This is a genomic window from Hymenobacter sp. (genome assembly GCF_031398885.1).
In the GTDB taxonomy this organism is placed as follows: Bacteria; Bacteroidota; Bacteroidia; order Cytophagales; family Hymenobacteraceae; genus Hymenobacter.
In genome coordinates this window covers 1-22471 of record NZ_JANNOD010000100.1, presented here as the reverse complement: position 1 = coordinate 22471, position 22471 = coordinate 1, and the positions used below count along the sequence as shown (strand labels likewise).

Genomic DNA, 22471 nt, shown 5'->3' with positions numbered 1-22471 from the left:
GCGTCAGGTTGATTTCGTCCGCGCGGCGCCGCAGCTCGGCCATGTCCGCCATCCGGACGACGGGGCAGGGCAGCAGGGTGCTTATCAGCTCGCTGTAATCGCGGATGCAGGCCCCGCGCGGCGCTTGCGGCGGCGCGGGTGAGTCGGTATTGAGGGTCATCATAAGGGTGAGAAAAAAAGCGGTTGGTGAATGAAAAAGGGCTTAAATGGGGCTAGACGGGGGCCGACAGGGCCAGCAGGCGGGCGTTGGCGTAGCGCACGTTGCCGAGCAGCAGCAAGCGGGCTTCTTTGAGGCGGCGGATTTTTTGGGCCGTGAAACAGGTGTCGAAGAGGTGCTGGCCGGTGTAGAGCACCCGCAGGCGGCAGGTGGCCGCGGGGGTCGGGCCGCCGGCCCAGGCGTAGTCGAACTGGAAGTGCTCGCCCCCGGCCCCCACCCAGTGCGCCGCCACGGTGGTGCCGTACTCGGTGGCCGTGAAGCCGAGCGTGCGCAGCCAGGCCGCGAGCGGGGCGGCCAGGTTGCGCGGGCCACGGGCGGGGGCGGGCGCTTCCACTAGGTGAGCTGCGGCTTTTGCGCGGGGAGCAGCTCCGTTGGCACCTCGTATCCGGGCAGGCCGTAGCTGATGAGGGCCAGCAAGTGCTCCAGGTTCATCACCCGGCCGGTTCGCACGTTATTCAACATCGTTGTGTGCACCGGGTAGCCCGCCCGCACGGCGGTGTCGACGGCGTTACTCGTCAGGTCCTCGATGACGATGGACAGTAAACGCAGGTATTTCTGGCGCTCAGTCATGCTCGTGTTTTGTAGAGTTCACCCGGCACCTGCTTTATTGCATGTGTCTTGTACTCTATACCACACAAACATACGAGATGCAACGAATTCATAGCAACGAATTCGTTTAATAATTATCAATTAGTGTTACTAAATGAGCGAACTCACTATTAATGAGCGAATAAAATTTCTTATTGAGAAGTCTGGAATGAGTGTTAGAGCATTCAGTTCGGCCATAGGCGTGACTGACACGAACACCCGCAATTACATAGACAGGGGTTCGAAGCCCAACTCAGAATTTTTAGAGAAGCTGATACGGCGATTCAGTGACACGAATCCAACATGGCTTTTGCTTGGAGAGGGCCAGCCATTCCTGCCCAAAAACCCGAATTCTGTAGAACTACCGCCGAACCCTATGAAAAATAATTCCGGGAATAGCGTCGGCATCAACCACGGCATTTCCAGGCAAAGCCAGGGTGCCAGCACGGCGGTCGAGGTGCAGCTCAAGGCCGCCCTGGAGCTGGCCCAGCAGGAAATCGTTATGCTGCGCGACCAGCTGCGCATGAAAGACCAGGTCATCGAGACGAAAGACGAAATGCTCACGCTGCTGCGCGCCCAATACAATCGGCCTAACTAACGCCACTTTCTAGCCTTCTACCCCGTGAAATCACTTGTCTTCCTGATAGCCTTATTGCTTACCAGTTATTGGTCGTATGCTCAAAAAAGCCTCGCCCAACATCTGCTCGACTCAGTGACCGCTGCAAACCCACGCATCGTCGACCCTGGGCTGCTGAAGCTGGACCTGAAATATGGGTTTCGGGATTTGAGGTTTGAAACCCCGCTTGCAAGAGTCAAGAACGCAGTAGCATTTTCACCTGCAGGGGGCCTTCGAATGTACCGGCGAACTGGCGAGTCCAAAAAAATAGGCACCGCCTCTGCTTCGGATATTCAATATGCCTTTTACAAAGGCAGGCTCGCAGGCGTTTGCATTATGACTAAGGGATATGGCAACAGCCAAGCCATCCTAAAGGCATTCCAAGCATTGTATGGTGAGGGAAAAAAGGAAAATCCAGCCGTTGAAAAATATATCTGGGGGGCAGAAAAAACCCTCATGACCTATGAGCAAAATTCAGTTACGAATGATGCCATGATATACATGTATTCCTTCCCAGTAATGGATGCAAAAGCAGCAGATGAAGCCAAAGCCGCCGAAGATGCCGGCTCAGACCTTTAGAAGGAATCTCCCGGACTTCATCAACCGCATGCGCAACGGCTACTCCCCCCCCCACCCAAGGCCTGGGAAGCGCTGCTGCAGCTAGCCCCGTTCGGCTGCTCAGTGAAAATCAATAGCGCCGCAGCCAATTGGCAGATAAAGTTCAGAATCATTGAGCTGCTGGAAATGCAGCTCCAATACTTGAAATCTAGGCTTGGCCAGTAAAAAGCATTTCAAATTTCTCATTATTCGCTTAACCCTCTAACCCTGCTGGCTCATGTCCTTTTCTAACAACGGCAATTACATTAACAATAATTTTGGGGATTCCAACCAGTACTTCTACCAGGGCCCGCCGCCGCGCCGGCCCTCGTCGTTTTGGGTGGACCGGTGGTGCCGCGCGCTGACCGTGGTCCTGGTCGTCGCCATCGTGGCCTGCGCGTCGCACTGGATGTACGCGCAGTGGCAGCCCTTTCTGGCCGGTTCCATTCCGGCGGGCGGCGTAAAGGCCCATTTTGGTGCCACTTTCCCCTTTTTCTGGACGGTAACCACCCTGGCCGTGTGCTATGGGTACTGCAACCTGAAGCTATTCTCCAGCCCCTGGGGACCCGATTCCAGGGATGGGAATAATCCGCCGCGTTAAGCCGCCCCACGCCGGGGGCAATCGGCGGGTTTGTTCACCCTCACGGCGTTAGCAACAAGCCCCTCTCGGCCCCGAAATCCCCGCCTGGGAAAATAAAAAAAGTCATAGTTTCTGGCACAATATTCATCGTTCACCCCAACCCCTGCCCCCTATAAGCCAACCGTTACCCGCTTCTTTTAATGGTCTGTCGCGCCGCCGACCGGCTCAGCTCCCTCTGCCTAGCCTTGCACCTCTCGACCGCTGAATTCGCCGCTTTGCTTGACCTGCCGCCGCGGCGCGCCCGGCGCGTGCTTAAGCCCACGCACCGCCCCAGCCTCAAGCTCATGGCCCGCGTGCAGCGCGCCATTCCCCAAGTAAATCCCCACTGGCTGCTCTGCGGCGAGGGGGAGATGCTCAGCCGCCCGCTCGACCCGCAACCGTCCAACACCGGTAACTGGGTGGGCACTAACTACGGCACGGTGCACCAAACCATTCAGACCATCGTCTTCTGCGGCCCACCTCCCTGCTCTTACCTCATTTCCTGCCCATGAGTAGCAATAAGTAAGAGATGCCGGGCAAAGCCCCGGCCTGCTCCCAGCTTCTGAAAAAACGACAAATCCACACCTTTCTGCCAACCACAATTATGACCCAATTTATAGTACGCGTGGAATTGCACAACGCCGACGCAAGCCATTACGAGCGCTTGCATGAAATCATGCACAACGCCGGATTTGGCAACGCCATCCTGGGGGAAGATGGCAAGGCCTATCGGCTGCCGGCTGCCGAGTACCATGGGAAGAGTGATGATGCGGAAACCGCCACATCTGTTCGGGTATTCTTGCAAGCACGAATTGCTACGATTGGCGTGGGGTTCTTGCTGTTGGTAACCCGAGCCCAAGACATCGCTTGGTATTTGGAACTGGCCTAAATGGAAGTCACCCGGCAGCTGCTCACCGAGCGAACCGGCAAAAAGGGCCTGGCCCGCATCCAGCTCACCTTCTGCTGGGGGGGCCAGCGCCTGCGCCTGAGCAGCGGCCAGAAGTGCGCGCCCAAGGACTGGGACACCCGCCAGCAGCGGGCCAAAGCCAAGCCCCGCACCTTCCTGGAGGAAGTCAACGCGGTGCTCCAGCACTACACCGACGCGGCCACCGCCGCCGCGCACGACGCCAAGATGGCCGGCCGGGTGCTGGACAAGGCGGCGATGAAAGCCGACATCGAGCGGCGGTACCAGCTGCTGGCCTTTCCGGCCAGCGGGCTGCCGGACGTGCCGGGCCCACCGGTGCCGGCGGCGCGCTCCGTGGCCGGGGAAATGGCGCACTGGGTGGAGACGGTGGTGGCCGCGCGCATCTCCCGGCGCACCGGCAAGGCCATCAACAAGAAGGTGGTGCAGAACCACCGGCGGGCCGCGGCCGACCTGGCCAGCTTCGCCCGGGCCAGTGCGGCTCCGTTGAGCTACGCCGGCATCGACGCGCGCTTCAACGAATCCTTCCGCAACCACCTGCTCGGGGACCTGGGCCGGGGGCCCGGCACCTACAACCACTACCTGGGCCTGGTGCGGGCCTTCCTGATATGGGCCGCGCAGGAAGGGCACCCGGTGAACCGCCGCTTTCGGGAGGTGCTCAAGCCCGTCGAGCACCACACCTTCGTCAACTCCTTCACCGAGGACGAGGTGCTGGCCATCGCCGGCATCGACTTTGCCAGCCCCGCCGTGTGGGCGTACGTGCAGCAGCACTTCCCCGAGCAGCCCAGCGCCGGCGTGCGCCGCATGATTACGGCGGCCGAGCGCCTGGAGCGGCTGCGCCTCACCCGCGACAAGTTCCTGCTCTGCACTTACACGGCCCTGCGCATCGGCGACGCCGACGCGTTGGCTCCGAAGCAGCTGCACGGCGACGTGGCCCGCGTGAAGGCCCACAAAACCGGCATCACCTGCATCATTCCGCTGGTCGACGACGACGTGTTCAAACCTGCCTCCCTGCTGCGGGCCTACGCCGGCCAGGACCCGAAACGCTGCCTGCCCCGGGTCACGGACCCGTACCTTTACCTGCCGCACGTGCAGCACCTGGCCGGCATCACGCGCCTGCCGGTGCAGTTTCACACCGGCCGCAAAACCTTTGCCACCCTAAAAGTTGCCCAGGGCGTGCCCCGCTCCCAGGTGATGATGACCACCGGCCACCAAACCGAGGCCAGCTTCAACCTTTACCTCGGCATCGACGAGGGCGAGCTGCTGACCTGGTACCGGAAAACGGCTCGCAAGGCCGCTTAAAAGGGTGGCAAAAAGGGTGGCAGATTCGTGTTAACCCTGGCCTACCCTGGCGCACCCTGATTTCCCAAAAGTACCTTGAGCGCCCCAAAACCCGTTTTTAAACCCGCCAAAGCACGCCCCGCTTACGGAACGGGCTTCTGGCTGATGTGCCTGTCGTCGTTCCTGTTTTTTCTCAGCTTCAATCTGCTATTGCCCGAGCTGCCCGACCACCTCACCCGGCTGGGCGGCGGCGAGTACAAGGGCTACATCATCGCGCTGTTTACGCTCACGGCGGCGCTCTCGCGGCCGTATTCGGGCAAGCTGGCCGATACCGTGGGGCGCATTCCGGTGATGGTGCTCGGGTCGCTGGTGTGTTTCGTGTGCGGGTTCTTCTACCCCTGGGCGCTCACGGTCACGAGCTTTCTCACGCTGCGGCTGCTGCACGGGTTCAGCACGGGGTTCAAGCCGACGGGCACGGCCGCGTTCATCGCCGACATCGTGCCCGTGGAGCGCCGCGGCGAGGCCATGGGCCTGCTGGGCGTGACGGGCGCGCTGGGCATGGCCGGTGGGCCGGCGCTGGGCTCCTGGCTGGCCGGGCATTTCTCGCTCAACGTCATGTTCTACTGCTCCAGCGCCACGGCGCTGCTCTCGCTGCTGGTGCAGGGCACCCTCACCGAAACGCTGCCCAAGGCGCAGCGGCGGCGCTTTAGCCTGGGGCTGCTGCGGTTGCAGTGGAACGAGGTGCTGGAGCCGCGGGTGCTGGCCCCGGCCCTGGTCACGGGCCTGTGCCTGTTCCCCTACGGCGCGGTGCTCACCGTAGTGCCCGACCAAAGCCGACTGCTGGGGCTGGACGGCCCTACCAAGGGCCTGTTTTACGTGTGCTTCACGGTGGCCTCGCTGGGGGTGCGACTGGTGGCGAGCAAAGCCTCCGACACCCACGGGCGGGTGCCGGTGCTGCGCTGGTCGACGGCCCTGCTGGCCCTGGGGCTGGCGCTGCTGGTGTGGTCGCCCACGGTGGGCTGGTTTCTGACGGCGGCCGTGGTGTTCGGCACCGGGGCGGGGCTGAACTCGCCCACGCTCTACGCCTGGACCATCGACCTGAGCCACCCTTTGCACCGCGGCCGGGCCGTGGCCACCATGTACATCGCCCTGGAAGTAGGCATCGGCCTGGGCGCGCTGCTGGCCGGCTGGGTCTTCGCCAACCGGCCCGGCCGCCTGCCCTACGTGCACGGCTTGAGCTTAGCGTGCGTGCTGCTGGCGCTGGGGTATCTGTTCACCCAAAAAGCTACCGGCCCCATGACCGTCGTGGCCGTGGCCGAACCCACGCCGGAGCCCACGGCGGAGCAAGTGGTGTAGGGTGCGGGGCTAAGAAGTGGCATGAGAACGATGTAGAGACGCCTACTGGCGTCTCGACGTGCGCGCAGTTCGGCGAATTTCGTTCAACGACGAGACGCAAGGATGCGTCTCTACATCGACCAAGGGCTAATTCAAACAGCTTCTGCGAGCTGCTTTAATGCTGGGGCAAATCGTTGTTCGCAAGCTGCGCAGGATGGTGAAGCTGCTCTTGTAAACTTTTCTGGACGTGGCTATTTCAATTGCTTACAACGAAGCAGCAAGCGTTTTCCAAGCCTGAATACTACTCTCCGCCCGCGCCGGTTCAGAGCCGTGGCGTGAGATGCCGTAAAATATTCTGAAAAATGAATGGTTATTGACTTGACAGCCCTATTTTTAGGGTCTCAAAGACTGTCTACTCCATTCTTTTTCACTGCTGCACGTGTCTGCACTGCTTCGCTTCTGGCCACGGGCGCTACCCGCGCTGCTCGGTATTCTTCTGCGTACCGCGGTGGCCCAGGCCCAACCGGAGCCCGTTAAGTTCGGACAGGTTGATAAGCAGGACCTGACGGCCGCGCCCTTCGCGGCCGATAGCGCTGCCCCGGCCGTGGTGCTTTGCGACTTCGGCCGCTCGCGCCTCAAAGGCAAAGGCAGCGGCCTGCAGGTGGTGTTTGAGCGGGTGACGCGCATCAAAATCCTCAAAAAAGCGGGCTACGAGGCGGCTACCATCGAAATTCCGCTCTACCACCGCAATGAGAACCACGAGAAGGTATCCAACCTGCGCGGCTTTACCTACAACCTGGTGAACGGCGCGGTGGAAAAGACCAAGCTGGAACCCAGCGGCGCCTTCGTCGAGAAGCGCACCCCCAACGTGAACGTGCAGAAGTTTACCCTGCCCAACGTGCGCGAAGGGGCGGTGGTGGAATACGCCTACACCCTGACCTCGGACTTTCTCTTTAACTTCCAGGACTGGACCTTTCAGCGCGAGATTCCCGTGCGCTGGAGCGAGTACCGGGTGAGCATTCCGGTGTTCTACAAATACAAGATTATCTACCAGAGCAACCAGGCTTTTGCCGTCGACAAGGCCAGCGTGGGCTCGGTGGGGCTGCTGGTCGACAACAAAGTGCCGAGCAGCGCCGGGGCCGGCGCCGGGCAAACGGTGGGCACGCTGACCATCACCGCCCCCACCGAAGAGCACCAATGGGTGCTGAAAGACGTGCCGGCGTTCCAGGCCGAGCCCTACATGACCACGGCCCAGGACTACGTGGCCCGGCTCGATTTTGAGCTCACCGGCGAGCAGTGGCCCGACGAACCCTACCAGGACCTGACCGGCAACTGGGAGAAAATCAGCCAGCGGCTGCTGGAGCAGGAAGACTTTGGCGGCCGCCTGGGCCGGCCGGCCTTCCTGAAAGAGCAGCTGGCGGGCCTGGCCACTCAACACCCCGACCTCACCGCCCGCACCGCAGCCGTGCGCCAGGTGGTGATGGCCGCCGTGCGCTACGACGGCACCGACCGCTACTCCACGACCGGCTCGCTGCGCAAGGCCTACGAGGCCCACCGCGGCACGGCCGCCGACGTGAACCTGCTGCTCATCGCCGCCTTGCGCGGCGCCGGCCTGCCGGCCCACCCGCTGCTGCTCAGCACCCGCGACCACGGCCGCGTGAACCAGACGCTGCCGCTGCTCGAACGCTTCAACTACGTGGTGGCCCTGGTGCCGCTGGCCGGCGGCCAGGACCTGCTGGTGGACGCCACCGAGCCGTTGCTCCCCTGCGGCACCTTGCCCGAGCGCTGCCTCAACCAAACCGGCCGCCTCATCATGAAAAACTCGGGCGAAGGCCGCTGGGTGGACCTCACGCCCGCCCAGCGCCACGTGCGCTACCAGCAGGTGGTCCTCACCCTCGACGCCCAGGGCGGCCTCACCGGCAAGGTGCACCAGGAGCACGGCGGCTACGCCGGGGCCGACGCCCGCAAGGAGCTGGCCCGCCTGGGCGAGAAAAAGTACCTGGCCGACGTGGGGCGGCGGCACGAGAGCTGGGCCGTGTCCAAGGCCGTGGTGAGCCAGGCCGACCACGTGGGCAAGCCCCTCGCGCTGGACTACGAATTCAGCCAGCCCGCCGAGGACCGGGCCGGGGCCGCCAAGCTGTACATCAGCCCGCTGCGTGAGTTTGGGGCCCAGCAAAACCCGTTTCGGCGCGAGGCCCGGTCCTTCGCCGTCGATTTTGGCGTGCCGCAGGAAGAAACCGTGATGGTAACCCTGACGCTGCCCGCCGGCTACGAGCTGGCCGAGCTGCCCAAGTCCGCCACCGTCAACCTGCCCAATGACGGGGGCCGGTTCGTGTACAGCGTGCTGGCCACGGGGGCGCAGACCGTGCAAATCACCAGCCGCCTGAGCTTGCGCAACGCCGTGTACCCGGCCGAGCAGTACGCCGGCCTGCGCGAGCTGTATCGCCTGCTGCTGGCTCGCCACGGGGAAAAGCTCATCATTCAGAAAAAAGCGGGCAGCTAGCCTTAGAAGCTGTTTGAGCTAATAAAAACGGTCATGCTGAGCTTGTCGAAGCATCTCTACCGCTTTGTTGCATTACTTACTCAAACGTGAGGTAGAGATGCTTCAACAAGCTCAGCATGACCATTTCATAAGAATTTCAACTAACTCATCATCATCGCAATCACTGCTTATCATCACTCCCAGCTTATTTATTTTTTTTCTGCATGAAACTACCGGTACGCCACGCCTTTATTCTGACCGCCGCCCTGCTGGGCGCTTTCGCCGCGCGGGCCCAGGAACCCATCAAGTTCGGCAAGCCCGACCCCAAGGACTTCACCGCCGCGCCCTTCGCGGGCGACAGTGCCGCGGCGGCCGTGGTGCTTTGCGACTTCGGCGCCACCAGCTTCCGGCTCCAGGGCAGCAGCTTTCAGCTGGTGACGGAGCGCACCACGCGCATCAAAATTCTCAAGAAGGCGGGCTACGACGTGGCCACGGTGACCATTCCGCTCTACCACCGCGGCACCAGCGAGGAAAAAGTGGGCGCCCTGCGCGGCATGACCTACAACCTGGTGAACGGCCAGGTGGTGAAAACCAAGCTCGACGGCGCCAACGTTTTCACCGAGGAGCGCACGCCCAACGTGCGGGTCCGCAAGTTCACGCTGCCCGACGTGCGCGAGGGCGCCGTGATTGAGTACGCCTACTCGGTGACGTCGGACTTCCTGTTCAACTTTCAGGACTGGACCTTTCAGCGCGAGATTCCCGTGCGCTGGAGCGAGTACCGGGCGGCCATCCCCGAGTACTTCGACTACAAAATGCTCATGCAGGGCTACCACGCCCTGGCCGTGAACACCCGCGAAGAAGGCTCGGGCCAGTACCTGCTGCACACCGCGGGCGGGTTTGACAGCGACGCCGACGCCCGCAGCGCGAACGGGGGCCGGACGGCGGCCAGCAGCGAGGCCATCACGGCGCGCGTCACGAACTACCACTGGGCCATGAAGGACGTGCCCGCCTTTCGGGAAGAGCCCTACATGACCACCGCCGGGGACTACCTCGACCGCATCGACTTCGAGCTGGCGGGGCAGCGCTTCCCGGGCCAGGGCTACCAAAACGTGGCCGGCACCTGGGCCAAAATTGACACCGAATTGCTGGCCGACGAAGACTTCGGCCAGCAGCTGGACCGGGGCAGTTTCTTAAAAGAGCAGCTCCTGGGCCTGCCGGCCAAGTACCCCGACCTGACCGCCCGGGCCGCAGCCGTGCGCCAGGTGGTGATGGCCGCCGTGCGCTACGACGGCACCGACCGCTACTCCACGACCGGCTCGCTGCGCAAAGCCTACGACGCCCACCGCGGCACGGCCGCCGACGTGAACCTGCTGCTCATTGCCGCCTTGCGCGGCGCCGGCCTGCCGGCCCACCCGCTGCTGCTCAGCACCCGCGACCACGGCCGCGTGAACCAGACGCTGCCGCTGCTCGAACGCTTCAACTACGTGGTGGCCCTGGTGCCGCTGGCCGGCGGCAAAGACTTGCTCGTGGACGCCACCGAGCCGCTGCTCCCGTGCGGCACCCTGCCCGAGCGCTGCCTCAACCAAACCGGCCGCCTCATCATGAAAAACTCGGGCGAAGGCCGTTGGGTGGACCTCACGCCCACCCAGCGCTACGTGCGCTACCAGCAAGTGGCCCTCACCCTCGACGCCCAGGGCGGCCTCACCGGCAAAGTGCACCAGGAGCACGGCGGCTACGCCGGCGCCGACGCCCGCAAGGAGCTGGCCCGCCTGGGCGAGAAGAAATACCTGGCCGAGCTGGCCCGCCCCCACAGCGGCTGGACCATTCCCAAGCTCACGGTGGCCGAGCGCGATAATACGGCCAAGCCCCTGGCCGTGGACTATGAATTCACGGAGCCCGCCGACGACAACGCCACCGCGGGCACCCTCTACCTGAGCCCGCTCCGGGATTTCAGCAGCGAGCAGAACCCGTTTCGGCACGATGACCGGCTGTTTCCGGTGGACTTTGGGGCGGCCCAGGACGAAACCACGATGGTAACCCTGACGCTGCCGGCGGGCTACGAGCTGGCCGAAACGCCCAAAAACGCCGTGATAAGTCTGCCCGATAACGGGGGCCGGTTTGTTTACAACGTCGCGGCTACCACGCCGGGCGTGGTGCAGCTCACCAGCCGCCTGACCTTGCGCAAGCCCACGTACGGGGCCGAAGAATACGTGCACCTGCGCGAGTTCTACCGCCTCATGCTGGAGAAGCAGGCTGAAAAGCTGGTGATAAAGAAGAAGGTCTAGTAGCCGGTCGTCATTGCGAGCGCAGCATTTTGCGCATCAGGCAGCGACGGAATATGGCAACACTACCTCCCGATGCGACTGGTCTGCTGGTACGATGAATTAAAATTTGCGCTAAAAACCCATCCGGAAAATAAATTGAACGTCCTGCTGAGCTGGCCGAAGCATCTTGCCCGCTTCGTCAAAACCGTTCAGCGAAGCGGGCGAGGTGCTTCGGCCAGCTCAGCAGGACGGGCGTCTGCGCAGCCGCAGTATTTTTCGAATAGGTTCTAAGGCTTCGGCTCAACAGTGGCTGCTTAGTGAGGAAGAATTGTCACGGCTGCGCCTCGCAATGACCGGCGCGTTTATCAATTAACGAATTATGAAAGCTCTATTCCCTCTGCTGGTTGCGCTGCCGCTAAGCAGCTTGCCGCCGCTGCGCCCGGCCGCGCCCGCCCCGAAGTACGCGGTGGCCGACATCCCGGCGGCGCTGCGGGAAGGCGCCCACGCCGTGCTACGGGCCGACGACGAAGTCGTGACCGTGAAATCGGCCGGGCGGCTGGTGCACACCGTGCACCGGGTGGTGACCGTGCTCGACGCGGGCGGCGACGACTTCGGCCGCCACGCCGTGGGCTACGACGTGCTGAACACCCTGAGCTACCTGCGCGGCGCCGTGTACGACGCCGACGGGCGCCTGCTGCACCAGCTGCGGGCCGCCGAAATCCACGACCAGGGCATGGGCGACGCGGGCGGCAGCTTCATGACCGACGTGCGGGTGCGCTACGCCGACCTGCGCCAGCCCCAGGCGCCCTACACCGTGGAGTTCGACTACGAGCTGGTGTCGGACAACACGCTGTTTTACCCCGACTGGCAGCCCCAGGAAGCCGAAGGGCTGGCCGTGCAGGCCGCCTCGCTGCGCGTGACCACGCCCGCCGCCCTGCCCCTGCGCTACCAGGAGCGGCAGCTACCCGCCGGCACCGCCGTGGCCCGCACCACGGCCGGCGCCCAGGAAACCTACCAGTGGCAGCTGACCAACCTGCCGGCCGTGGACGAAGAAGCCGCCGCCCCGCCCCTGGCCGACCTCACGCCGGCCGTGGCGCTGGCCCCCGGCACTTTTGAGGTGCAGGGCCACAAGGGCGTGGCCACCACCTGGCAGAGCTTCGGGCAATGGAACTACGACCTGAACGCCGGCCGCGACCAACTGCCGCCCGCCACCCTGGCCAAGGTGGCGGCCCTGGTGAAGGACGTGCCCGAGGCCCGCGCCCGCGCCCGGCGCGTGTACGAACTGCTGCAAGGGAGCACCCGCTACATTTCGGTGCAGTTGGGCCTGGGCGGCTGGCAAACCTTCCCGGCCAGCGCGGTGGCCGGCACCGGCTACGGCGACTGCAAGGCCCTGACCAACTACGCCAAGGCCCTGCTGGCCGCCGCCAACGTGCCCGCCTACGTGGCCCTGGTGGGCGCTGGCACTGACCACGCCGACGTGCGCGCCGACTTCCCCAGCTCACAGTTCAACCACGTCGTCTTGTGCGTGCCCCCGGCCAAAGGCGCCCGGGCCGACACCCTGTGGCTGGAATGCACCAGCCAGACGGAAGCCTTCGGCTACATGGGCAGCTTCACGGGCAACCGCCACGCGCTGCTGCTCACGCCCCAGGGCGGGCAGCTGGTGGCCACGCCCCGCTACGGTGCGGCCGAAAACCGCCAGGAGCGCCGCCTCGACCTGTTTCTGGACGCCGTGGGCGGCGCCACGGCTACCGCCCGCACCCTGCGCACCGGCCAGGAGCAGGACCTCTACGCCCAGCTGCTGCACGAGCTGGGGCCCGGCGAGCAGAAAAAATACGTCACCGACCGGCTTCGGCTGCCCACCTTCACGCTCACCAAATTCAACCTGGCCGCCGCACCCGCCGGTCCGCTGCCGGGCGTGGTCGAAACCCTGGGGCTGGCCCTGCCCGGCTTTGCGCAGCCCAGCGGCAAGCGCGTGTTCATCAACCCCAACCTGCTGAGCCGCCTGCCCGCCCTGCCCGCGCAGGTTGGCGAGCGCCAGGCGGCGGTGTGGCTGCCCCGCGCCAGCCTGCACGCCGACACCGTGCGCCTGCACCTGCCCGCCGGCTTCCGGGCCGAAACCCTGCCCGCGCCCGTGCAGCTCAGTACCGCCTACGGCGCCTACGCCAGCCAGTTCGCGGCCCTGCCCGACGGCACGGTGCAGTACATCCGCCGCCTGGAGCTGAAGCGCGGCCGGCTGCCCCGCACCGCCTACACCGGCTACGTGGACTTCCGCCGCAAAATCAGCATCGCCGACAAAGCCCAAGTGGTGCTGGTGAAGACAGAGAGCTGAACGACCGGTTATTGCGAGCGCCACGCTGGTAAGGACTGGCTAAAACTTCACCCGCAACTGGGCTTTTACTTCGCCGCGCAGCGGGCCGTCTATTTCCTCCAGGCCGGAGCCGACGGTGGTCTGGTAGCGGTAGCGGGTTTCGGCGTAGCGCAGCCAGAGCGTGAGGGCGCGGTTGAGGCGGATTTCGGCGATGCCGTAGACGCGCGTGCCCTGGCCGTAGAGCGCGGGCAGCGACACGGCCAGCAGCACGTCCTGCTCGTACACGTACTGGCGGGTATCGAAGTCGTCGGCGTCGAACAGGGCGTAGCGGGCCGTGAGCTTGAGGGAGCGGCGCACCTGGTAGCTCACGTCCTGGGCCAGCACGTAGCCGCGGCGCCAGGGCCGGCCGTCGTCGTCGCGCAGGCGCGAGGCCTGCACGCGGGTGCGCAGCTCAAAGGCGGCCGTGGGGGCGGTGTTGTAGTAGAACAGCACGCTCTGGCGCAGCTGCTCGCCGGGCAGCGGCACGGGGCGGGCGGGGTCGGCGGTGGGCAGGTCGCGGGGCTTGAGGCGCTGGCGCAGCTGCACATAGAACAGGTTGGTTTTGGTGGGCGTGAAGGCCAGGCGCACCAGGGCGTCGTGCCCGTCGGTGGGGGCGCTGGCCCGGTAACGCAGCCATGGGAAGCGGAACTGGTCGTAGTAGGCCGACACTTCCCAGCGGGCCACGGGCCGGACTTTCAGGCCCAGGTACACGCCCGTTTCGTTGATGTTGCGGGTGTTTTCGCTGAAGGCGTTGCCGTACAGGGTGTGGAAGTTGGCGTCGTAGTGCCGCACCAGCAGGGCCGCGTCCACGGCGGGGCCGAGGCTGGCCAGCAGGCCGTTCACGGTGCCCAGGCCGCCGCCGGTGCTGCGGGCCGTCTCGCCGAAGAGCAGCGCGTTGCGGTACACGTAGCTGTAGTGCACGCCCACGGTCCGGTTGTCGCGCCCACTAAACTCGAAGCGGTTGTAGGGCTCGGCGCGCTTGAGCAGCGGCGTGCCGTAGTGCGTGACCACGGCCGTGGCGCCCAGGGCCAGGTTGCCGCTGCGGCTGACGTAGCCCACGTGGCCGCCCCCCACGGTTTCGGCCAGCTGGTGGCGGTTGGCCAGCTCGGAGGGCGTGCGGTGGAAGCCGGTGGCGAGCAGGCCGGAGGTGAACTCGTCGAACACCGCCAGCGAGTCCTGGGCCTGCTGCAGGTTGGCGTCCACGTTTTTACGCGAGACGAAAGCCGTGGCCTGCACCGTGGGCGTGACCTGGTAGGTGGCGGCCCCGCCCCGGAAAAACGTGTTTTCGAGCAGCGACGAATACGCCCGCACGCCCACCGACGAGCGCCGCAGGGTGGTGATGGTTTCGGCCCCCTTGCCCACGCCCAGGCCCGAGGAGAGTAGCAGCCCTTGCCCAAACTGCAACTGGTAGTCGCCCAGGGCCAGGGTTTTGAGCCGGCCCCGCTCCTGCACGACAAAATGCGCCGACGCATAATCGGCCCCGAACTGGCCGTTGTTGGGGTTCCAGGTCAGCCGCTCGCCGGCGTCCTTTTCCAGCGCGAAGCCCAGGCTGAAGTCCTTGGTGTGGCTCACGCGGTAGCGGATGAGCATCTTATCGGCCGAGCCGAGGTAGCGGGTGGTGGGCCGGCCCTGGAAAATGGTGGGCGGCGAGTAGCCCCGGCGCTGCTGCAGCACCCGCTCGTAGCGCAGAAACAGGGCGTTGTTATCCTCCTGGGCAATGCGCTGCCACAACGAGCCGCGGCTGGCGTTGGGGTTGCTGCTCAACACGTTCACGAAGGGCAGCACCCGGCCGATGGTGCGCAGGTCGTAGCCCTCGATGCTTTGCAGCTCGTACACGCTCAGCAGGTCGCCGGTGGCCTGGCGGTGGCGCAGCAGGGTGGTTATCTGGTTTTCGCTGAGCAGCAGCAGCGCCCGCAGCTCCTCGCGGGTGGCGGTGTTCAGGTTGAGGGGCGTCTGGTAGTACTGCAACAGCGTTTCGTACAGGTCCTCGTACGGCACCTGGTCCGACTGAATTTCGGCAAACAGCTCCTGGGTCAGCCGGTCGAGGTCGGGCGCGCGGCGGGTATATTCCTGGGCTTGCGCTGGGTGAATTAAAAATTGAGAATTAAAAATTAAAAATGCGGTAACAATCAAAGAAGCACCGGCGCGCACTTTGCCAATCAGCTGCCAAGCCACGCTTCTCCTTCGCAAATGGTTTGGCCCAAACTCCCAGTTTCTGTCCATTCCAAGTCACGAATTTTTAATTCTCAATTTTTAATTTTTAATTATCCCTCCCCATTTCCTGCTCACGCTTAAATGCTGGCTGAAGCCCAGGGCCTGCTGGTAGGCGGCGGCATAATCAATCTGGAACGCGCCGGCCGCCAGTCCCAGGCCCGCGCTGGCCTGCTCGGTGGCGGTGGCCAGGCCCAGGCGGGCCGTGAGCGCGGGTACCGGCCGGTACTCCAGGCCCGCCTTGAAGTTGGCGGCGCGCTCCACGTCTTTTTCGGTTTCGACCAGCAGCAGCATCTGCGCGCCGGGGCGGTAGGCCAGGCCGGCGCGCAGCACGGTGGGCACCCGCTCGTCCTGGTAGCTGGCCAGCCGGGTTTGGCTGAGGTTGTAGAGCGAGGCCCCGAAGCTGAGCCGCTGGGGAATGACTTCGATTTGGCCGCCCAGGGTGCCCAGCAGCACGCGCCGGCTACCCAGGCCCTCGATGCTGACCTGTAGCACGTCGACGCGCCCGCCCAGGCTGATTTGGCCGAAGCGGTAGCCGTAGCCGGCGCCCACGCGGGTTTCGTTGTAAAGCGCCCCGCCGAAGCGCTGCACCTCCAGCGCCACCACGCCGTGGCGGGCCCAGGTGCGGGCGGCGGGCGGCGGCGCGGCGCCCTCGGCTGGGGCAGCCGTGGCGGGCCGGGCCACGCCCAGCGGCAGGGCCACGGCCAGGGCTCCCACGTTGAGGGCGGGGCTGAAGTAGCGGTTTTCGGCGTAGAAGCCCACGGTGGGTTGCTGCATTTCGCCCAGGCCGGCCACGTTGTTGCCCACGCTCCACACCTCGCCGGGCAGGGCCACCGAGGCGTTGCCGAGCGCGGCGGCGCGGGCGCCCCGCACGCCGGGACCGTTGCCCTGGGCCCGGGCCGGAGCCACCGACAGCCCACCCGCGAGCAGCAAACCAAACCCAAAGATTAAGATATACCGGGGTAAACAGTGTTGCATGCTGGGAAGGTAGCACCTCGGTCGCAATTGGCCGAGCGGCGCGCGGAAATTATTTTGCGGGCCTTTTTGGTCACCCGTTCCGGCGCTACTGCCGACCTTGCCGCCCCATGCCCCGTTCCTTCACCGCCGCGCCGCGCCGCGAAACCCTGCTCTACCGCAACCAGTCGCTCAGCTACACCCTCGTGTTCCGGGCGCGGCGCTCCATCGGCTTCGCCGTGCGGCCCGACGGCAGCGTGCACGTGAGCGCGCCCGCCGGCATCTCGGCCGAGTGGGTGGCCCAGCAGGTGCTGAAAAAAGCCGACTGGATTCTCAAGCACCAGGCCGATTTCGCCCGTCGCCCGGCTCCGGCTCCCAGCCGCCGCTACGAGGCCGGCAGCCCGCAGCATTACCGGGGCCAACCCTACCCGCTGCGGTTTGCCGAAGCCCGCCGGCCGGCCGTGTCGGTGGCCGAAAACGAGCTGGTGCTGGCCACGCCCACCCCGCCCACTGCCGCCCAAGCCGAAGCCCTGCTGCACGCCTGGTACGCGCAGCAGGCCGGCCCGCTGTTCGCCGCGTCGCTGGCGCGGGTGTGGCCGCGCTTTGCCGAGTTCAACCTGGCCCGGCCCACGCTGGCCGTGCGCCAGATGCGCACCCGCTGGGGTAGCTGCACCCCGCACACCGGCCGCATCCGCCTCAGCCCCGAGCTGGTGCGCGCCCGTCCCGAATGCCTCGACTACGTGCTGCTGCACGAGTGCTGCCACCTTCTGATACCCGACCATTCCAAGGCATTCTACGAGCTGCAAGCCCGCCTGCTGCCCGATTGGAAGCAATGGAAAGACGAGCTAAACGCGCTACCCAGGTGAGACGCTGCGCTTAATGAGGAATGAGGAATGAGGAATGAGGAATGAGGAATGAGGAATTTCGGATTCAAGGGCCAATTCCTCATTCCTCATTCCTCATTAAACGTAGCGTAATGGCCGGCGTGGGCACGGCAGGATATTCTACGCCCAGGCAGCGGGCCACCATGCCGGCCAGTCGGGTTTGGTGGTGCTGGGCCGGCGTGCGAACTTCGCCCAGCGGCGCAATGCCCGGGCCCATGGCGGCCAGCCAGGTGTGGGCCGAGGCGCGCAGCTCGCGGCCGTGCTGGGTCCAGAGGCGGCCCCGGCCCCGGCCGTGGTCGGTGGTGATGAGCAGGGTGGTGCGCCCCCGGTACTGCGGCAGCGCCTGCAGGGCGGCCCACAGCTCGGCCAGGTAGCCGTCGATGGCGTGGGCGGCGTCGAGGTAGTCGCCGTAGCGGCCCACGTGAGCAAAAGTGTCGGTGTTGCCGAAGGCCAGGTACAGCACCCGCGGACGGGCCTGGGCCAGGTAGCGCCGCGCCGCGCGGTAGGTGAGCGAGTCGGCCCGCTCCGCGCCATTCAAGCCGGCATCGACGGGCAGGCCGCTGCGGGGCTGGTTGAGGATGAACGGAAACGCTTCCCAACTGGTAAAAGCCGCAACCTGGCCCGCAAACCCCGGCTGGCGGTTCAGAAACTCAAGCACCGTTTCGTTGGGGTTCGGAATGTGGCGGTTGCCGCGGATGCGCTCGTCGTCGGCCGCGCCGGTCAGCATCTCGTTGTAGCCGGGGTACGACAGCCGGCAGCGGTTGGTCAGGTCCTGACAGTTGCCCAGGGCGCGGTTGCCGAACAGCTGCCCGCGCCGCCCGATGCTGTCCCACAAAAACGGGAACAGCGCTTGGCGCCGGGCTTCGGCCGTGGGCCGGTCGTACCGGTCACGGTGTCCTTTGCGGGCGGCGCAACGGCTTAGCAGGCGGGCCTCGGCGCCGCTGAACAATTCTTCCCAGCGCAGTCCGTCAATGGTTACCAGCACCACGTTGGCCGAATCAGCCCACAGCGCTTGGGGCGCGGTCTGGGCTTTGGTAGCGGTGGCCGCGCCGCTCAGCAACCCTAGCAGAAGCGCTGCCTGCCGCCCCCATGCGGTGACTCCCAAACGTCCAAGGGCGCGGCGAGTAATCACGCACAACATTACGACTGAAGGAATCCCGCGGTCGTTCCCAAACCGTTACCTTTCCGCTACCAATGTGTGGTGGTGGCGGTTTCTTGCCCATGACAGCTTTTTTTCGTCAGCTTCTTCTCGGCCTCGTCTGGTTCTACCGTCACTTTATTTCGCCGCTCACGCCGGCCAGCTGCCGCTACACGCCCACCTGCTCGGCCTACGCGGCCCAGGCCATTGCCCGGCACGGCCCGTGGCGGGGCGGGGCTTTGGCGCTGCGGCGCATTGCCCGCTGCCACCCCTGGGGCGGCCACGGCTACGACCCCGTACCGTAGCCGGCCGGCTCCGTATACGCGGGTTCCACTTTCTGCCTCATTGTCCTGATGCGTTTCATCCCCCTGCTCCCGGCCGCGTTGGCCTTGTTGTTCACCTCCGCCTGCTCCCAGGCCCAAAGCGACAAAGAATCGGCGACGGACGCATCCTCCACTCCGGCCAAGAAAAAGGGAAAGGAGGGCGAAGAGTCCCTCGAAAATCGCATGATTGATGCCGCCGTGCCCGGCCTGCGCCGCGTGGGCAGCCTCGGCGGGGTACCCGAAAGCTCGGGCCTGGCCGCCGGCCCGCAGCTGGGCACCTACTACAGCTTCGGCGACAACGGCAACGCGGCCACGCTCTACCAAATCGACGGCACGGGCCGCGTCACCGCCGAAGTGGCCATCGACGCCAAGAACAAGGATTGGGAAAGCCTGACCCGCGACCCCCAGGGCACCTACTTCATCGGCGACTGCGGCAACAACGACTCCGACCGCCGCGACTTGCGCATCCTGCGCGTGGACCCCGCCAACCCGCAGCAGGTGGGCAAAATCGACTTCACATACTCCGACCAAACCGAGTTTCCGCCCAAGAAAAAGCAGCGCAACTTCGACTGCGAAGCCACCGTCTGGCACGAGGGCCAGGTGTGGCTTTTCACCAAGGACGGGGAAGAGCGCGCCAGCCACGTGTACACCGTGCCCGACCGGCCCGGCACGCACACCGCCCGGCGCGTCACCAGCCTCGCCATTCCCGGCCAGGTCACCGACGCGGCCCTGAGCCCCAGCGGCCGGCGCCTCGTGCTGCTGGGCCGCGACGAGCTGTTCGTGCTCGATGGCAACTCCTGGGCCGATATCCTAAAAGCCACGCCCCGGCAAGTCGGCCTCGCTGGCACCGGCCAGACCGAAGGCGTGGCGTTCAAGGACGAAACCACGCTGCTCATCAGCACCGAACAAGGCGGGCTATTTGAGTTTGCGCTGCCGTAGCAGTCAACGAGGCAGCCGTCATCCCCTCAAATAGTTCAGGCACTACGCTTGCTGCTAAATCGGCGTAACTTGGCTCAGGCCGGCCGCCGCCGGAGCACGTAGTAAGCCGAGTTGTCGGACAGCACGAAGGTGCTGATCAGCTCCCAGCCCTGGGCATTCAACCAATTCAGCGCGTCTATGGGCGAATTAAACTCAACCGCGTTGCCCGCCGTGTCACGGAACAGGTTGGCTGAGAGAACTTTTTGCTGCTGCCCGTAGTCGATGGACACGACGAAGCGCCCGTTGAGTCGAGAGCGCGCCATTACCTGGCAGTACTCGCCCGTTGGCTGGCCGGCGGGCGCGGGCGGTACGGACGGTGCGGGAGTTTGGGCCCGAGCGGTGGCCATGCCCACGATGAAGCACGTAGCCAGCAGGAAAAGCTTCATAAAATTCATTGAAAAACCAGGCGAAGGAAGTAGCAATGCGTGAATCTCTGACCACAAATCAGTGCTGGCAAGTCCACGAGGCGCTGGGCCGCGGGGCTGGCGCGCGGGCGACGCCGGCTACCTCGCGGTGCGCGGCAGGGCGGCTTCCTGCTCTTTTTCCGCCAAGTCGCGCGGGGCGTAGCCGTAGGGATTTTGGGGGTCTTTGCCGGCCCGCCACAGCACCCAGATGCCGACGAATATCAGCGGAATGCTCAGCAGCTGGCCTTGGTTGAAAAGGTTGCCGTCTTCGAACGCCACTTGGTTTTCCTTCAGGTATTCGCCCAAAAACCGCTGCGTGAACAGCAGCACCACGAACAGCCCGAACAGCTGCCCCCGCGGCGTGCGCTCCCGGGTCCGGTTCCACATGGAATAAAGCAGGACGAGCAGGAAAACACAGAACAGCGCCTCGTAAATCTGGGTGGGGTGCCGCGGCACGGCCACGCCCGCAATCAGGTGCTCGGTGTCGCGGGGGAAGAGGAAGGCCCACGGCACGTCGGTGGGCTTGCCCACGATTTCGGAGTTCATCAAGTTGCCGGTGCGGATGCAGGCGCCGCCCAGCGCCACCACGATGACGATGCGGTCGAGCACCCACAGGTAGTCGAACTTGTTGTTGCGGGCAAACAGCCAACAGGCCAGCAAGATGCCGATGGTGGCGCCGTGGCTGGCCAGCCCGCCCTGCCAGATGCGGAACACCACCAGCGGGTCGGCCACCAGCGCGTCGAAGTCGTAAAAGAGCATGTGGCCCAGCCGCGCGCCCACGATGGTGCCCACCAGCATGTAAATCGTAATCACGTCGACCCACTGCGGCGAGGTACGCTCCGAGCGGTAGATGTGATTGAGAATGAACGTGCCCAGCACGAAGGGCAGCATGAAAAACAGCCCGTACCAGCGCAGCGTAAGGGGCCCGAGGTGGGCAATGACGGGGTCGACGTTCCAGGTGACGCCGGCGAGGAAGGGCAGCATATGCAACAAGAATAAAAGGAGGGTTCAAAGGTACAGGCTCCGGGCCCCATAGGCTTTGCCGACGCGAACGACGGGACAACCCGGAACCGCAAGCCGCGGCGGCCGGGCGGCACGCCAGCGCCGGCCGGGGCCAGCGGAAAAAGCAGCCCCTCAGCGCAGCAGCGACTGTGGCGGCAGGCCACCGGGGCATGCTGCGCAACGAGGGCCTTCCGCGGCCGGGCGCAGCGCGGGGCCGTCGCCGCTGAGAGCCATTACCAACGCGCCGAGCAGGGCGGCGTAGGCCGGCCGGCGCAGCCAGCCCGGCACCGTTTGGCTCTTCGCGGCGGCCGCGGCCGTGAGCCGGGCGTGCACCCGGTTGTAAAAGAACGGGCGGAGCCGGGCGTTCGGCTGGTTGGGCAGTTGGCGCATTAGGTCTTCCCATTCTTCGTCGGAAATGGGCCGAACGGCTGAGTCAGACATGGCACAAGTGGGGTTGAAGGTGTTTACGGAGGGTTTGCCGGGCCCGGAACAGCAACGACTCGACGGCGGGCACGGTCGTGTTGAGCACGGCCGCAATGTCCTCGTAGCTCAACTCCTGCTCGTGGCGCAGGGTGAAGGCCACCTGCTGCTGGCCCGGCAGCCGGGCCACGTGGGCGAGCAAGTACCGCAGCTGCTGCTGGCCTTCGAGCAGCGCCAGCGGGTGCGCGTGGTCGGGCACTTCGTGCAGCACGTCGTTGTCGAAACCGAGCAGGCTGGTGAAGTAGGCAAAGCGCTTTTTGGCGCGGGCGGTCCGGCGGTGTCTCAGGGCCCGCGACGTGGCCAGGCGGTAGAGCCAGGTGCTCAGGGCGGCGTCGCCCCGAAACCGGCCAATGGTCTGGTAAACTTCCACGAAAACCTCTTGGGCGACGTCCTCGGCCTCTTCCGGCGAATGCAACAGGAAGAGCGCCGTGCGGTAGATGCGGTCCTGGTAGCGCTCCACTAAGGTGCGAAAGGCCGCCTCGCTGCCCAACTGCAGCTGCGCCACCAAGTCAGCGTCGGCGTCGCCCAACGGGGCGCGGGGAGGGTCGTGGGCCAGCGGCAGCGAAAGCGGAAGCGAATACACCACAAAAGTTAGGACAGTAAGATTCGGAAAAGGGCCCGCCCGGCCCTGGGCCTGGGCAGCGGCGGCCAGGGTTGTTGTGCCTAAGGTGCTACCTATTCGAAAAACTTGCGCGCCCCCTCTAAAATAAACTCGAAAAAGTATGAACTGGTAGAAAAAGAACGGTCATGCTGAGCGCAGTCGAAGCATCTCGCGCGCTTCGTTTGAGCCTTTGCAACGAAGCGGTAGAGATGCTTCGACTGCGCTCAG

Annotated in this window: 22 protein-coding genes; 13 read left to right on the top strand and 9 right to left on the bottom strand. The window is 64.9% G+C overall.

Features of this window, described 5'->3' with window-relative positions; translation table 11 throughout:
• Positions 1–212: 212 nt before the first annotated feature.
• On the bottom strand, positions 213–551 hold the full coding sequence (locus tag RMO51_RS18810; RefSeq protein WP_310397302.1) for a hypothetical protein: 339 nt from the start codon (positions 549–551) through the stop codon (positions 213–215).
• On the bottom strand, positions 551–787 hold the full coding sequence (locus tag RMO51_RS18805) for a hypothetical protein (protein WP_310397300.1): 237 nt from the start codon (positions 785–787) through the stop codon (positions 551–553). Before RMO51_RS18805 ends, RMO51_RS18810 begins: the two co-directional genes overlap by 1 nt.
• A gap of 394 nt (positions 788–1181) precedes the next feature.
• Here RMO51_RS18805 and RMO51_RS18800 point away from each other — a divergent pair, with 394 nt between their 5' ends.
• The 10 genes from RMO51_RS18800 to RMO51_RS18755 all read left to right on the top strand — a co-directional run bounded on the left by RMO51_RS18800 (position 1182) and on the right by RMO51_RS18755 (position 13250).
• A complete protein-coding gene (locus tag RMO51_RS18800) occupies positions 1182–1403 on the top strand; it encodes a hypothetical protein (RefSeq protein ID WP_310397297.1) in 222 nt (73 codons plus the stop codon).
• 24 nt (positions 1404–1427) lie between these two features.
• Entirely contained in the window at positions 1428–2000 is a 573-nt protein-coding gene (locus RMO51_RS18795) for a hypothetical protein (protein WP_310397295.1), read from the top strand.
• A gap of 256 nt (positions 2001–2256) precedes the next feature.
• Positions 2257–2619 carry a hypothetical protein gene (locus RMO51_RS18790; protein WP_310397294.1) on the top strand — a complete coding sequence of 121 codons (363 nt, stop codon included), beginning with the start codon at positions 2257–2259 and terminating at the stop codon, positions 2617–2619.
• Positions 2620–2798: 179 nt separating this feature from the next.
• Positions 2799–3149 (top strand): hypothetical protein, encoded by a 351-nt coding sequence (locus RMO51_RS18785; RefSeq protein ID WP_310397292.1) that lies wholly within the window; start codon positions 2799–2801, stop codon positions 3147–3149.
• Positions 3150–3241: 92 nt separating this feature from the next.
• Positions 3242–3526, top strand: coding sequence for a hypothetical protein (locus tag RMO51_RS18780; RefSeq protein WP_310397290.1), 285 nt, complete (start codon positions 3242–3244; stop codon positions 3524–3526).
• On the top strand, positions 3527–4861 hold the full coding sequence (locus tag RMO51_RS18775) for a hypothetical protein (protein WP_310397288.1): 1335 nt from the start codon (positions 3527–3529) through the stop codon (positions 4859–4861). It begins immediately after the preceding gene.
• A gap of 75 nt (positions 4862–4936) precedes the next feature.
• A complete protein-coding gene (locus RMO51_RS18770; RefSeq protein ID WP_310397285.1) occupies positions 4937–6196 on the top strand; it encodes an MFS transporter in 1260 nt (419 codons plus the stop codon).
• Between the two features lie 418 nt (positions 6197–6614).
• On the top strand, positions 6615–8678 hold the full coding sequence (locus RMO51_RS18765; protein WP_310397282.1) for a DUF3857 domain-containing protein: 2064 nt from the start codon (positions 6615–6617) through the stop codon (positions 8676–8678).
• 203 nt (positions 8679–8881) lie between these two features.
• A complete protein-coding gene (locus RMO51_RS18760; RefSeq protein WP_310397280.1) occupies positions 8882–10942 on the top strand; it encodes a DUF3857 domain-containing protein in 2061 nt (686 codons plus the stop codon).
• Between the two features lie 358 nt (positions 10943–11300).
• On the top strand, positions 11301–13250 hold the full coding sequence (locus RMO51_RS18755) for a DUF3857 domain-containing protein (RefSeq protein WP_310397278.1): 1950 nt from the start codon (positions 11301–11303) through the stop codon (positions 13248–13250).
• A 39-nt stretch (positions 13251–13289) separates the two neighbouring features.
• Here RMO51_RS18755 and RMO51_RS18750 read toward each other — a convergent pair whose 3' ends face one another.
• Complete coding sequence (locus tag RMO51_RS18750; protein ID WP_310397273.1) at positions 13290–15401, bottom strand: hypothetical protein; 2112 nt, start codon at positions 15399–15401, stop codon at positions 13290–13292.
• Positions 15402–15521: 120 nt separating this feature from the next.
• Complete coding sequence (locus tag RMO51_RS18745; RefSeq protein ID WP_310397271.1) at positions 15522–16457, bottom strand: hypothetical protein; 936 nt, start codon at positions 16455–16457, stop codon at positions 15522–15524.
• Between the two features lie 107 nt (positions 16458–16564).
• On the opposite strand from RMO51_RS18745, the gene RMO51_RS18740 reads away from it, so the two are divergent.
• The gene (locus tag RMO51_RS18740) at positions 16565–17299 is read left to right on the top strand and encodes a SprT family zinc-dependent metalloprotease (RefSeq protein WP_310397268.1); all 735 of its coding nucleotides are present in this window, start codon (positions 16565–16567) and stop codon (positions 17297–17299) included.
• A 79-nt stretch (positions 17300–17378) separates the two neighbouring features.
• Here RMO51_RS18740 and RMO51_RS18735 read toward each other — a convergent pair whose 3' ends face one another.
• A complete protein-coding gene (locus RMO51_RS18735; protein WP_310397266.1) occupies positions 17379–18422 on the bottom strand; it encodes an alkaline phosphatase family protein in 1044 nt (347 codons plus the stop codon).
• 116 nt (positions 18423–18538) lie between these two features.
• Here RMO51_RS18735 and yidD point away from each other — a divergent pair, with 116 nt between their 5' ends.
• Together yidD and RMO51_RS18725 are read left to right on the top strand one after the other, a co-directional pair.
• Complete coding sequence (gene yidD / locus RMO51_RS18730) at positions 18539–18760, top strand: membrane protein insertion efficiency factor YidD (protein ID WP_310397263.1); 222 nt, start codon at positions 18539–18541, stop codon at positions 18758–18760.
• A gap of 48 nt (positions 18761–18808) precedes the next feature.
• The gene (locus RMO51_RS18725; RefSeq protein WP_310397262.1) at positions 18809–19717 is read left to right on the top strand and encodes a hypothetical protein; all 909 of its coding nucleotides are present in this window, start codon (positions 18809–18811) and stop codon (positions 19715–19717) included.
• Positions 19718–19791: 74 nt separating this feature from the next.
• Here RMO51_RS18725 and RMO51_RS18720 read toward each other — a convergent pair whose 3' ends face one another.
• The 4 genes from RMO51_RS18720 to RMO51_RS18705 form a co-directional block, all read right to left on the bottom strand.
• Positions 19792–20142 carry a hypothetical protein gene (locus RMO51_RS18720; RefSeq protein ID WP_310397259.1) on the bottom strand — a complete coding sequence of 117 codons (351 nt, stop codon included), beginning with the start codon at positions 20140–20142 and terminating at the stop codon, positions 19792–19794.
• Between the two features lie 117 nt (positions 20143–20259).
• Positions 20260–21144, bottom strand: coding sequence for a prolipoprotein diacylglyceryl transferase (gene lgt, locus RMO51_RS18715; RefSeq protein ID WP_310397256.1), 885 nt, complete (start codon positions 21142–21144; stop codon positions 20260–20262).
• 150 nt (positions 21145–21294) lie between these two features.
• Positions 21295–21603: a hypothetical protein gene (locus RMO51_RS18710; RefSeq protein ID WP_310397253.1), complete on the bottom strand. Its 309-nt coding sequence runs from the start codon at positions 21601–21603 to the stop codon at positions 21295–21297.
• Positions 21596–22228, bottom strand: coding sequence for a sigma-70 family RNA polymerase sigma factor (locus tag RMO51_RS18705; protein WP_310397249.1), 633 nt, complete (start codon positions 22226–22228; stop codon positions 21596–21598). Before RMO51_RS18705 ends, RMO51_RS18710 begins: the two co-directional genes overlap by 8 nt.
• Positions 22229–22471: the final 243 nt, after the last annotated feature.